This is a genomic window from Catalinimonas alkaloidigena (assembly GCF_900100765.1).
Classification (GTDB): Bacteria; Bacteroidota; Bacteroidia; order Cytophagales; family Flexibacteraceae; genus Mooreia; species Mooreia alkaloidigena.
The window spans coordinates 514746-529403 of the sequence record NZ_FNFO01000001.1 but is presented as its reverse complement, the minus strand read 5'-3'; the positions used below and the strand labels follow the sequence as shown (position 1 = coordinate 529403).

General features: G+C 54.7%; 2 protein-coding genes. Both read right to left on the bottom strand.

Annotated elements, in window-relative coordinates:
• Positions 1–43: 43 nt before the first annotated feature.
• Complete coding sequence (locus BLR44_RS01945) at positions 44–1324, bottom strand: PAS domain-containing sensor histidine kinase (protein ID WP_089678380.1); 1281 nt, start codon at positions 1322–1324, stop codon at positions 44–46.
• A gap of 544 nt (positions 1325–1868) precedes the next feature.
• Entirely contained in the window at positions 1869–14504 is a 12636-nt protein-coding gene (locus BLR44_RS01940) for a T9SS type A sorting domain-containing protein (RefSeq protein WP_089678378.1), read from the bottom strand.
• Positions 14505–14658 lie beyond the last annotated feature (154 nt).

Below are 14658 nucleotides of genomic sequence, written 5' to 3'. Positions count from 1 at the left end.
ACCGGTTGAGTTAGCGCCCCGCTCCTGCGGAAGTAGCCTCACGCTATACTTTCTGAGTTTTAGAGGCTTCGGGAATGCATACGGCAAACGTGCTACCCTTGCCGAGCCGAGAATCGACCTGGATGGTTCCCCGGAGTTTATCGAGAGTTTCTTTGACGATGTACAACCCCAGGCCCGAGCCTTTGCTCCGTTCGCATGCCCGGTAAAACATGGAAAAGATGTGCGGCAGATGCTGCTCGCTGATGCCGATGCCGTTATCGCTTATTTCCAGATGCAACTCACGCCCCTGCACGTCCGCTTTGATGGTAACGAACGAGTTCCATCGGTGTGCGTTGTTGTAGCGAAGCGCGTTGGAGATCAGGTTGCGCAGGATGACAGACACCCGCTGCGAATCGGTATAGAAAGTCGACTTCTGGCTCACGCTTACGTCTACCTGCACCTGCCCGAATTCGTCTGTAAATTGGAATTCGCTCAGTACTTCCTGAATCAAACGACGCAGGTTTACCTTTTCGCGGCGGATGCCCAACCGGGCGTTACGCGAGTAGTAGACAATCTCTCTGCAGAAACGATCGAGCTTGTCGACGCTGTTGTTGATGAGGCTAAAATAGTGTTGACGCTGCTCTTCGTCGGCTTCCAGGCGGGCGACCTGTACCAATCCCAAAATCGAAACCAGAGGCGCCCGCAAATCGTGAGAGGCACTGTAGACAAACCGGTCCAGTTCGCCGTTCACTTTTTTCAGCTCCTCAAAATTTTCTTTGAGTTTCCGCGCGGCCTCTTTGTAGTTAGAGATGTCGTGCAACACCGCTTCATAGTAGGGACAGCCGTGCTCGTCGGTCAACATAGCGGTGCTGATGCTACACCAGAATTGCGAATTATCTTTCCGCCGCAACAGGATTTCGTAGTTCTGCAAACTTCCCTGCTGCCGGATCAGGCGGCGCAACCGGCGAAACGAAGAAGCGTGCATTTTCATGGTCTGGTGCCCCCAGGCCAAAACCTCTTCGACCGACTGGCAACCGAAAAGAGACGCGAATTTCTGATTGACGTGGAAGATTCCGGAGTCGAGCCGACCTCGACACATCGCTTCGGCCAGGTGAGGCGTAGTGACTACATTTTTCTGCTGCTCTTTCTGCTGATAAATGATGGCGATCAATTCTTCTTTGGATAACTCCTCTAACGCGATCTGAGGATTTGCCAGCGCGTACTCCCACTTTCCGGTCATAACGGGGGTTTCAAAGGTAAACGACTTGTGGGACCAACCCGATATCATGGTGGTCGATTCGCACAGACCTGTCCCTTCCGACGCAAGGGGTAAGTTTTTCTTCATGCTATCAATGGTTAGAACTCCCACGGTGATTTTTTTCTACAATCAGGTGCAAGTAGATGTCAGATTGCGTCCGATTAACACTTTGTACCTTGGATTGTAAGTGAAAATGTAAAAAAAATGCTGATTCTCTTGAAGTTAGGGTGCTCCCCCCTAGCGTAAGGATTGTAAGTAAGTGTAAAAGGTTTGCGGCAAAATCCGACGGGATTCTGCGCCAGACGTTCCGGCATGGCGACCACGCGTGCGCATCACTCTTGTTCGACTACATTTTTACCACGCTTATTGGCAAATAAAACCCCTTCGCTTTGAAATCAGAGAAAGTACATTTTCGCCACGCGTCTATTTACTACCCGTGATCCAGACGTAGGAAATGGGGCGGGATTTCATGAATCGTTCGGTCGTACAATCGGCTTTTTCCCGCAGTAAGCTCCTGTAAATCAAGTCGTCGCCGTGCAAGATCCGTCATAAAAAAAGCTGCGACGCCAGGTAAACCCGGTGCCGCAGCTTTCGACTATTCAACAAAAAACTAAACTATACTCGCAACGTATTATTGCTTGATCATGCGCAGGGTCTGCTTGCGACCGTTCTGCTCTACCGTCAGCAAGTAAATACCGGCCGGCAAGTGTGCCAACTGATCCACTTCGACCTGATTCTGACCCGCTTTGACAGGCGCTTCCCACACGTGAAGCACCGTACCGTACAGGTTCAGCAATTGCATTTTAAGCGTACCGCGCTCTTCCGTCTGGACTTTCACTTGGAAAGCGTCGCGGAAAGGATTCGGGTAAGTCTGCACAAGCCACAGCCCTGTGGGAGTCGGCGCTTCCAGCACCACCACATCCGACAGGTGGACGGCTCCGTCCAGGTCAATCTGGCGCAGTCGGTAATACACCGGTGCCCCTTGCACGTCGACATCTACATGGCCGTACTGTTGTGGCAGATTGGTCGTACCGTGTCCTTCCACGAAGGTGATGACCGTCCAATCGTCGCCGTTCAACGAGCGCTCCAGTTCAAAGCCTGCATTGTTCGTTTCGGAAACGGTTTTCCAACTTACTACAGCATTGTGCGTGCCTTTTTCCCAGGCGGCACCGAAGGCGACCAGTTCTACCGGCAGCGGGTTCAGGTACCAGTTGGTAGAGCCGAATGTGATCGGGCTGAACGACGTCAGGCGCGACGTAGACGTGACTGATCCCTGGGCTACAGAACCCGAAGTAGTTCCGCCGAAGTCTTCCCACTGCGTACCGCTGTGGTGTGCAACTACCAACGCCTGCATGCTTTCGATGGTGCTGTGCGCGCCGTCACGCCAGTGAAGGGTGACATAGGCGGCGGCCGATCCACTGTTACGGGTCAGATCCCAGTACTCGGTCTGGCTAGTCGCCTTCAGGGTTGTCTCACGTGGGCCATTCGGATCGTATGGATCGTCGAAGTATTCGGCCGTGAACGTGCTGCTGCCCGTCAGACCTGAGATGCCAATGGGTGCAAACAGTGTATCGTTTCCAACCGGGAACGTAAAGTCGCTGCTGCCGGCCTTCCGTGCCGGGCCGCTGATGTAGCTACCCTCGGTGGCCGAAGCAACTGTAGCGGCAGCACCAAAGCTCACCATATTGGCAGCCGAAGACTGCACTATGCCGTCGGTGAACGTCATCGTCCCGCTGACCGCGATGGCGCTTCCCAGGAGGATTTGCGGTCCTGTGCCGGCGGTATTGTTAATCTGCAGGTTGTTGAACGACTCCCCACCGAAGCGACTTACCGCTTGTGGCGTAGCGCCATTCAACACAACCGTGCTCGTGCCAGGTGTAAAGGCTCCGGTGTTGTCCCAGTTTCCGGCCACCGACAGGGTGTACGAAGAAGCATTGAGGGAACTTGTCGGATGAATGGTCAGGTCGCGCAATACCGTCAGATTCGAGCCCAGCGTTTTGGCACCTGTGCTATCGAATTCTACGTCGTAGAAGCTTCCCAAACCACTGAACGTAATTGCCTGAGCACCGGGGCCATCGAACTCTACCACGCCGTCGCCGTGAGCAAACTCACCGTTGGTGGCAATGGTCCAGTTGCCCCGCACATGCATCTTGTTACCGTCCGTCGCCAGCGTTCCATCCGTCACCGTCAGGTTACCAGCCAGTACCAACGAGTCCACCAACGTATAGGTAGCCGTTCCTGGGGCTGCGCTGTTGATGGTCATATTGTACAGCGGATTCGCCCCGTTGGTAATCAGGAAGTCGCCTGTGGCAGCCGTCAGTTGGATCGTACCCGCGTTGGTGTAGTTGAAAGTACCCGTATTTGTCCAGGTTTCACCCATCGACAGGATCGAGTTGGACCCCGCGTTGATGGTGATGGTACCGGCGTTTTCGATCGACTCTTCTACCGACAAGCCCCATCCGCTCTGGAACGTCAGTGTCGTTGCACTGGCAATCTGTACGTTGTTCGCAAACGCATTCTGCTGATACACATTCACCAGGTGCGATGAAGGAATCACCACGTTGTGCGTAATGGTCGGTACCGTACCGATGTCCCAGTTGGCGGGGTTGTGCCAGTTATTGTCGCCACCCAGGCCATTCCAGACTACCGTCGCGACAGTAGAAGTCCAGCGAATGCGTCCGGAGTTCGGATAGTTATCGTCCTGCTCGTAAAGATAGCCTGACAACACACCGGCAGCATCGAAGAAGGTAATCACCCCCGTGCCTGATACCCGGCGCACGTTGTAAGAAGCCCCTGCGTTAAAGGTAACCTCGGTTGCGACAAAGTCAGCAAAGTTGTTTTCCAGCCACAGATAACGCCCACTCGTAGCGCCGTTCGAGAACGTACCGTACGAAAGGTTGTTTGTGCCGTCGATGGTGGCACCACTGTACACACGCAACCCGGTGCTGTTGATGTAGTTCACGCTGTAGTAGCGCGCCGCCAGTGTAGCACCCGAGTTGATGTTGAACGCGTACCGAGTGGTGCCTGTGCTGGTGACCGTTGCCAGTTGGCTAGCGCTGTTCCCCACCATGCTGAACGTTGCGCCAGAATTGACGTTGATCGCGGCATTATTTCCCATCCGAAGCGTTCCGAGTGCACCAACGGCGAAGGTTCCGCTATGCACATTCAACTGGCCGGAAACCGACAGCGTATTGCCGTTGAGGCGGAAGGTTCCGGTGTTGTGCTCCAGGCGATTGCTCACGGTAACCGCATCGAGCAGCTGGTAGGTGGCCGACGACATAACTGTCAGTCGATATAAAGAAGAGCCACCGCTCCGGATTGTACGAGTCCCCCCGGTCGCATTCATCAGAAGCGTTCCGCTGCGCGATACAAACGAACCTTGGTTGGTGTAGTTGCCCGCAATCGAAAGCTGGTAATTCTGCGCCGAGACGTCGAAGATCGCACCCGATTTGATCGTCAGGTCGTTGGAGATGGTCAGGGCGTTGCCTGCCAACACGGTGCCGCTTCCGGCGATGGTCAGTTTGTAGAACGGCGAGCCGGTCGTGATCGTAGCCGATCCGCTTACAGGCGCAACCGTTACTATTCCTCCCCCGTTGTTGAACGAGCCACCGCTTTCCGTGAAGTTTCCTCGCACCACGATGCTGTCGTCAGCCGACATCAGCTGCAGGTTACCGGCAAATGTCAGGTCGCTGGCGACCGTCAGGTCGGCGTCGCTCGAAGCACTGTTGACCCGTAGGAACGCACCACTTTGCAGATCGATGGTCCGGGCCAGTGCCGGTGTTCCCGAGATGACAGGCTGATTGACCGGCCCCGAGGTGATGATGACGTCGTCGCCCGACGTAGGAATGGTGTTGGTCGACCAGTTGCTGGCCAAGGCCCACTCACTGTTCGTGGCTCCTGTCCAGGTAATGGTTGTAATACCCGTCCATTCGATCAGATCATACGGGTCGTTTTCGTAGCCGGCACCCGCAAAAGCCCCTGCCGCACTGTAAAACTCGATCTGCCCGCTGTTTACACCTTTCGAGACGTTGTAGGCGCCACCACCCGGATTGGACGGGAACACCACGTTTTCGATGCGGTTGCTGCCTGTCAGGATCTGATTGTTGTGAACCCGCAGTAGGGTTCCGCCATTCTGGCCGTTTGTAAAGGTTCCGTTGCTGAAGTTGTTCGTCGGATCGATGGTAGCACCAGCGGCTACGTAAATGCCGTTCGAGGCCATCTTTTCGAACGTATAGTACTGGGCATGAATCGTACCGAATACCGTGAAGTTGTAGTTCGTAGTATTACGGGACGTTACCGTAACGGGTTGGCTCCCTGTACCTACGGCACGGAAAGTACCACCACTGTTTACCGTCAAGGTGACGTCGTTCCCCAGATACAGCGTTCCCCCGGCACCAACCCGGAAATCACCGTTGATCACGATCTGATCATAGATGTTATCGCCCAAGGTCACCGCTTTGCCATTTCCGTCAAAAGTCACGCCCGCACCCAATGTGTAGCTGCCATTCAGGGTCAATGCATCCTGTACGGTGTACGTAGCCCCCCCGGCAAACTCCATGGTGTTGAAGACCGCGTTGTTGGTCCGCAGCGTTGCGCTACCCGAGGCCTTGTTGAAGTAGTACGTTCCGTTCGTGGCTACATCGCCCGACGTGACGTTCAGGTCTCCCTGCACGTTGATCACGCGGTTGTTGGCGTTCATGATACCACTCTGCACCTGCAAATCCTGCTTCACGACGATGGTATCGTTGTCGGCCGGATACACTTGCGTGCCAGCGGTCTTATTGACCGTGAGGCGGTAGAAATCGTTGCTACCCGACGTATTGGTGTAGAAATACTGGCTGGACAGACCTCCAGCAAAAACCACTTCACCAGCGCGCGCGACAAACGTACCTGTGCCGTTGTTTACCCAGTGGTTGTAGATCGTGATCTTGTAGCTGTTCGTGCTGGCATCAAGCGTCGCATCGTTGACATACAGACGGCTGTCGATGATGATGTCTCCTTTCAGCGTTTTGGTCGTGGCATTGTTCAGCACCAGCTCACCGTAGCGCACGGGCGCAATCTGCTGCGCGATGGTTCCCTCGTAACGCACCCAGCTGTTGTCGTGCAGGTCGTACGTCGAGAAACCAGCCGGGAAGTTATCGTTCCCCAGCACATACATGCTTTCGTTGGCATCCAGGTAGAATGTACCCGATCCGTCTGTGTTCTGAATCAGATACGTTTCCAGACGTAGGGTATTGATGGAATTGTAGACCGTGACATTGCCGGTTACTGCCATGTTCGACAGGAGGCTGACCTGACCAGTTCCGCTCAACGTCAGGTTGTTGAACATCCCGCCAGCGATGGTCTGGTTGCCCGCTCGATCGAAGTTGACCGTTCCGGTTCCTTCGTAGTAGCCTGCGTTAGTCCAGGCTGCCCCGTTGAAAGAGATCGTCTGACCGCCATCCAGAATAGCACCGTTGGCGGCAATCGTAGCGTTGCCGCTCAAATTCACCGGGCCACCCGCCTGGAGCGTATCGCCAGCCGCAATGTCGAAGGTGTTACTTACCGTCAGCGTACCAGAAGTAGTCTTCACGCCGTTGCCCGCCAGGCTTACCCGGTTGAACGTCCCGTTGGTTACGACCTGGTTGGTTCCGACAAAGGTCATCGTACCAGTAGTGGCCGTAAGAAAGGTTCCCCCGCTGTTCGTATAATTACCCGACAGGCTGATTACGTAGTTGTTGGTTGCCTGATCGATCGTGCCACCGAACAGCGTCATGTTGCCCTCTACATTGATCTGGCTGCCGCTCAGAGTAAAGGTACCACTGCCGTTGAAGACCAGGTTGTAGAAGGCCGACGTGCGAGGCGTAAGGGTAAAGTTGTTGATGGCTCCAGTGAACGTTACGGTACCGTTGCCGTGTATAAACGAGGCATTGGCCGCGCGTGTCCAGTTACCGCCTACCGTAATTCCGCTGCTAGGGGCGAGCACAGCCAGAATGGCACTGCTCGCTCCTGTACCGATCACCATATCTCCCACTACATTTAACTGACGCCCGGCAGTAAGCTCCACAACCCCATTGGTGATGGTCATGTTACGGCATACCGCATCGCCCGTGCTGATCAGCGGGTTGTTGGGGCTTCCCAGCGGAATGAAGGCATCGATCGTTGAGGTAGGCACCGTGGCCGGTGACCAGTTGTTGGGGTTATGCCAGTCTGTGCTCTGACTACCCGTCCAGGTAACTGTCGAAACACTTGGCCAGATAATTTTAGTGCTGCCGTCATCTTCGTACGTAGCCCCGGCCAAAATCCCCGAAATGGTTCCGGCAAAGGTGATATTCCCCGTTGCAGCATTGGTCCGGCGTACGTTGTAGTCACGTCCGATGGACGGCGTCGCGCCGTAGTTGAAGGTTACGTTCGAGATGTCGGGCAAACCGGCCGACGAGGCTTCTACCTGCAGGTAGTAACGTGCACCGCTGCCGCCCGTACGCATGTCGGACCAGGCCCCGTCCGAGAAGTTATTGGTAGGATCGATCGTGGCGCCGTTTTGTACCCGAAGGCCGTTGTCGTCCAGGTGATGGAAATGGTAGTAACGGGCATGAATGGTGGCACCTGAGTTCACCACAATACCGTAGTAGTTGCTTCCGTAAATGCGTTCTACTTCGGCTGAGTTGCCACTGGTCCCTACCACACGCAGGGTACCCGCTACGGTCATCAGGTCATTGCCGCCACGCGTGTCGAACCGAAGCTTTGCCCCGGCGTCTACGTCCAGTGTTCCGCCGCTTTGTATCGTATAGGTTTCGCCGGCGGTGTTGTCGCCTAGGTTCAATTGTTTTCCGTTCAGCTTCAGCGTAGCGCCGTTCCCAATAATCAGGTTCTCGTAAATGTTGGTATTGGTTTGCAGCGTATACGTGCGGCTGTTGGTCTGGCTTTGGTTGAACGTCACGTTGTAGAAGTTCGAGCCCCCAATGTTGATGACTTTCGCCGACGTGTTCGCGCTCTCAAATGCCACAGTCCCGTTACGGCTGGTGAAGGTTCCCTGGTTATCGAAGTAACCGGTCAGCGTAACGCCGTAGTTGCTAGTGCTCACGTCCAGACGCGCCCCCGACGCGATGGTCAGGTCGTCGGCCGACCAAGCACCGCTCATGGTCTTGGTACCTCCGTTCTGGATGGTCACGTCCAGAGCCGTAAAGGCAGGCAACGTTTGGTTACCACCGTCGAAGAAGAAGTTGGTGGTTGACGTAGTCCAGCTTCCGGCTACGGTTACCAGTCCAGAGGCAACGCGGTGGGTTAGCGCGCTCATGTTGACGTGTGCCCCGGATGCAATGGTGAAATCGCCATTCACATCCAAGCCGTTCAACACGATGGTTTTGCTCCCGTTCTGGAACGTCATGGCATTGAACGTGTGGTTCACCCCAGGATTGATTACCTGCGCGGTGGCGGCGTCGAACGTAACCGTGCTGCCGGAGTGGGTAAAAGTCCCCAGGTTCTGCCACTGCGCTCCTGAGAAGAAGATGGGCAACGATGAAGTCACGGTAATCCCAGACTGTACGGTCATGTTCCCGCTGATGTCGATCACATCTTCGCCATTTCCAAATGTTTTGGTGCCGGTCCCGGCAAAAATCAACTGGTTAAAGTTCAACGGATCGACCGAAAGACTAATGGTACTGCGGATCGCCTGATCGGCACCATCGAACGTAACCGTGCCTCCCGGAGCCGGATAGTTCCGGAAATCGTTCAGGCTACCTGCCAGGTTCATGTTGTACCCTGCATCCACCAACGTGGTGTTGTCGGTCGTCATGACCATGTCTCCTTCCACGTCTAAGTTACCGCCCAGCGTTGCGTTGCCGGAGTTGCTCAGGTACAGCTCTCCGTAATTAGGTACGGTATAAATGGTCTGATTCGTAGCACCATTTAGCGTTACACGGCTGGTCGGGTCTAAAGCGTACGTGGCAAAGTTGGTAGGGAAAGCAACCCCTGTAGACGTCGGGATGCTGACGGTCAGATAGCTGCTGCTCAACATCGAGAACGTCTGCCCGCTGCCGCTGGCCGTCATGGTGTAGTCGTCCATGCGCAGCGTAATGTCGTTCTGCACCGAAACGTTGCCCGAGATCGTCAGGTTATTGTAAAGGCGCTTTGTACCGCTGCCACTCAACACCAGGTGATGGAACGACGTGATGTCGGAATCGAGGTTCCAGCTCCCACCGTTGTGAACGAGCGTTCCCCCACTCCAGGTCACCTGCGGCCCACCCGTAGCCAGGTACAAGCCGCTACCCAGCGTAATGGTCTGCCCGTTGGCATTCAGGGTAGTTTCTGCATCGTTTACCACCAGGTTGTTAGCGACCGTGATCGGACCTGATAGCGTTTTGGTTTGTACGTTTCCAGCATTGTTGCGTAACAGGTAGAGATCGTAGTACGCTGTAGGGTAAACATTCTGGTTGATGTTCCCGCGGTATTCCACACGACCTCCGCTCAGGAATGGATTCTCGAAGTTTTGAGGAAACCCGTTCAGCCCCATGATTCGCAACAATCCACTCGCCATTTGCAAGTTGTTGTTGGCGCCGGTACCGTTGACGGTTACTCCGTCTTCCACGGTTACAGTAACCGACGTGATCTGGAAGTTACTCCCTACGTTCATGTTCAGCGCAAGCGACTTATTACCACTTCCCTGGAAATACACATTGTTGAAGGTGGTAGGCTGCCCTCCGTTGCCGATGGTTTGGTTGCTTCCGTCGAATACCACAGCACTGGAACCGGCAGAAAATCCGCTGGCTCCCACGTTGTTACGCCAGTGGCCTCCCACACGAATCAGGTTACTTCCTCCCTGCACGCCTGTGTTGGTATCGATGGTCAGGTTGCCCAGTACAGAAAGCCCGCTTGCAATCACTTTGGTAGCAGTACCTGTTCCGGCCGGGTTGGTGAACGAAAGATGGTTAAAGCTGCCGCCGGTAACGGTTTGTGAGCTGGTGCCCGCTTTGTTGAGCGTTACTGTTCCGGCGCGGCCGTTCAGCGTTCCCCCTTGTGCCGTCCAGTTGCCCGCTGCATAAATGGCGTAGTTGGCGCCGCCGACGTCGAGCGTTCCGGCGGTCAGCGTCATGTTCCCGTCAATATCCAGAATGCTTTCCAGGGTGTAAGTAGCACTCGGAGCGTTGATGATGAGGTGATAGAACGGATCGGACGTGCCCTTGGTGGCGATGGTTCCAGAACCGGAATGCCCTTCAAACACAACCACCGCATTGCCTTCGTTGAAGGTACCTGCGTTGGTCCAGCTCCCCCCCACGCGAATGGTATCGGTAGCTTGTGTCTGCGTAACCGTCGTGTTCGTATTGATGAGCACACTGCGATCGACCGTCATGTTTGCGCCATTCAACGTGAGCGCGATGGCACTTCCACTCTGGGCATCCAGCACCAGGCGGTTGGCCTCGGCATTGGCGTTGACGTTTACGGTATAAGCACCGGTTACATACGTGTGTTCCAGATAGACGTTGGAGGTAAGATCGGGCAACGTGTTGCCGCTCCAGTTCAGGGCGTTGTTCCAGTTATTGTCGCCATTGTCGTTATCCCAGAAATAGCCATCCGGAAATTCCCAGGCAATCAGGTTACCGCCATCTTGCTCGTAAGCCGCTCCGGCTTTGATCCCGTCGGCGTTCTGGAAAGTGATGACTCCAGTACCCGAAAGCCGGGTGATGTTGTAGGTAGGACCTGCACCGAACGAAGTTCCTCCAGCAAAAACCCCGCTTCCCAGGTCGATGCCCGTTAAGGTAGCGTAGGCATTGTTGGTACCTCCGGTAAAGATCCCATCGGCAAAACAGTTGGTGGCATCCAGGCTTCCCCCCTGCAGGTTAATCCCGTTGCCTCGCGTGTTTTGAATGTTGAAATAGCGCGCATGAAATGTCCCGGAGGTCTGCACGAACGTATAGGTCCCGCTGTAGGCTTTCATGGTCGCGTAGTCGCCATCAACGCCCACAATTCGGAATGTTCCTCCGGCATTGGTAACCGTACCGCCATTGCCCACTTGCAAGGTTGAAGCTGAATCGATGCTAAAAGTACCGGCGTTTACGGTTACGTTTCCTCCGGTGCCCGGCATCGTAACGGTATAGCCCCCCAAGGCAAACGTCCCGGCATCCAGCACCAGGTTATAACCACCGTACAGATCCAGGTTGCCGGTCAGCTTGTAAGAAGCCCCCGATGCATTGATGGTGATGTCGCGATACGAACCAGATCCCGGTTTGAAGGTGCGTGCGCCACTGGTAGCATTCAGAAAGAGGTCATGGGCAGCGCTGTTGGCCTGGAAAGTATCGTCGTTGATCAGGCTTCCCCCGATGTACATGTCGTATCCGTAAGTACGGAAATTACCGCGCGAAACGCGCAGGTCGCCAGCGGTAAGCAGATCTCCGTACAGGTCCATGTACTGGCCGCTGCTCAGGTTGACCACCACTCGGTTGAACGTCTTGCCCGCCCCGGTGCCGCCGGTATACAGACGAGAGCTGTTGCCGACGAAGGTTACCGTTCCCTGACGCGGCGTGAACGAGCCCGCGCCGGTATTGTACCAATGCTCTTCGACAATGATGTTGTAATTCGAAGCACTTACGTCAAGAGTCCCGTTATCGATTTCCATACGGCCATCCATCGAAATGCTTCCCGTCAGGGTTTTCGTCCCGCTTCCGTCGATGTACAGGTCGTGGAAGGTAGAGGCGCTGATGGTTTGGTTTCCGGCCCTGTCGAAGGTGACGCGCGCAGTAGATTGGAATGTTCCCGTATTGGTCCAGTTTCCGGCTACGGTCAGGTTCCGGTTTTGTGCATTGAACAGGGCTCCGTCGATGATCACGTTGCCGTTGATGTCGACATCATTGTTGTTAAGTCGCTTTTCGCCTGTACCTGAGAACCGCAGGTGGTTCAGCACCAGACCTGAGGTGTTGACGTTGATGTTCTGCAATACAGAGCCGTTCAGGTGAAGCGTTCCCGAGTTCGCGTTGAATGTACACCCTGAGTTGTAGACAAAGTGCCGTCCGACCCGCAGAAAGAAGCTATTCAAACTGAAAACGGCTCGGTTGGCCGTCATGATGAAATCACGCTCAATGGTGATGTTGGTGGCGGCCGCTACCTGTCCAGCCGATTTATCAATGGTCAAATCTCCCAGAATACTGGAGCTGCCCATCCCGATAAACTGATAGTTTCCGCCCGTCAGCGTAGTGGTTCCAGTTGTCTGGTACATGTTGCCGCTCAGGGTCAACAGGTGCCCTTCCAGCACGATGTTGCTATTGTTGAAATAGACAGAACCTGCGTTTACGGACATGTTGCCCAGCACATTCGTCGTGCCGGAAACTGTCTTGTTGCCGCCAGTAGAAAAGGTGATGTTGTAGAAAGTACCCGAGCTGATGGCCTGATCGGTCCCGTCGAAGGTAAACGTGCTGGAGCTACCGGTGGCATTCATGTAGCCTGCACCCAAGCTCATATCGCCCGCTACATTTACGTTGTACGTAGCATTTTCGAAGATGGCATTTCCTCCTTGCCGGATCAGATCGCCGTTGATATCCAGATTGCCGGCAGCGGTTTTATTTCCGTTCCCCGACAGGTACAGGTTCCCGAACGTAATGCCCGGCAGGGTCTGATTCGTACCGTTAAACCAAACTGTGCTGTTGACATGGAGCGATGTAGTAGAAAAAGAGCCAACTGAATTTGTAAACGTGCTGGTGCCATCCGTAAGAACTTCGACCTTATCGCCCAAGGCAAACTGGTCTCCACCGTCGTTGGTCAGCGTTACACTGTTGAGGTCAAGCCGCAGGTAACTGCTGGCGTCTCCTCCGCTGGTAGCTGAGAAATTACCATTGACAGTATAGTTGGTCCCGTACAAAGTCTTTGTACGCATGGCCGTGGGGCTAGCCAACGTGAAAGCCAGGTTCTGGAAAGTGTACGTTCCGCTACCATGATCGCCGATGTACTGATTGGCGTCCGTAGCATCGAGCGTCACCGTACCCGTGCTGACAATCGAGTTATTACTTCCCGCATTTTCAATATTTCCTTCGAACGTATGCGCGTAGCTTCCCAAGTTCAGCGTGACCCCGGTGTAGAGGTACATTCTGCCGTTAACGTCGATAGCGCCGTCTACCGTTTTTGTGTCGTAACGCGTATACAGGTTGGCGTACGTTAAGCCACCACGTACGGTTTGAGGCATGTTGGCGTCATAACGAACCCAGGAATCGTACTCCGGTGTAAACGTGGTAAATCCCGTCGGAAAGTTGTCTGTACCACGCGCATAGAGGCTAGTACCGGTCCGAAGCGTTAGGGTACGCCCGGCTGTTTCCTGAATCAGGAAGGCCCCATCGTTAATAACCAGGTAATTGCTTTCTATCGTCACATTCTCGCGTACCCGCAACGTGTTTCCGGCCCGGATGTTCACGTTTCCCGCCACGATGAGTTCGGTTAACAGCGTAAAGTCGCTGTCGATGCCATCCCAGAGCTGGTTGCCGACGAGCGTAAGCGTACCGGTCAGGTTACAGTCACCTTCGATACGCATCTCTTCCAGTTGGTGCGCCCCGTTTCCGGTCACGGTAGCTCCGCTGTAAACGTAGGTAAGGTCGTTGGCAATCAGGTTACCGACGACGGTCTTCGGATTAGCGGTGCCACCATTCTGAAAGCGCACCTGGTCGAAAGTAACGGTGCCGTTGAACGTAAGCGTTTGAGCGACCGCTGCGTCGAAATAAGCTATACCGTTGGTGGTTCCCTGAAATTTACTGCCGCTGTCTACCGTAAAGTTGCCTTGAAAATAAGTTGAGACACCGCTGGAGACCGTCGCATTGTTCGTAGCCAGAAAGTTGCCCGTAACGGTCGTCGTGCCTGCAAACTGCCCGGCAACGACGCCGTTGAACGTAAGGTTGTGAAAAGTAGAGGTACCGCTGATGATGCTCACAGATGCATCCATCACGATGGTGCCCACACCAGTGCGCTGCCCCGAGCCGTTTTCCGTCCAGTTTTTGACCGTGTGCGTATAGCCGCCATCCGCAAAGGTGGCTCCTGCTTCAATCACCACGGTGCCTTCGACATCGAGGTTGGTGTTGGCCGTCACTGTCCCGGACTGAAACGTGATGTTGTTGAACTGCGGCGTATTTCCGCTGATGGACGAAGTGCCCTGCACGGTGATATTTGCCACCTGCGTCACACTACGATACAGGTCGACGGTACCACTGTTTTGCAAGTTTCCTGTCAGCGTCAGGGTATGAGTCGCATCGAAAGCGCCCACCTCCACCACACTGCCCGTACCTACCACCAAATTGCCTCCCAGGGCAATGGTCAACGCAGTAGTACTGTTACCTATCGTGAATGTAGCTGTCCCTAGGCCTTCCCCAACGGTTAGCCCTAACATGCTCAGGTTCTGATTGGCAACGATTGTGTGCCCATCCACGATAATAAATCGGTGAGCGCCACTGGTAAGATCGGCGGCGAGAGGC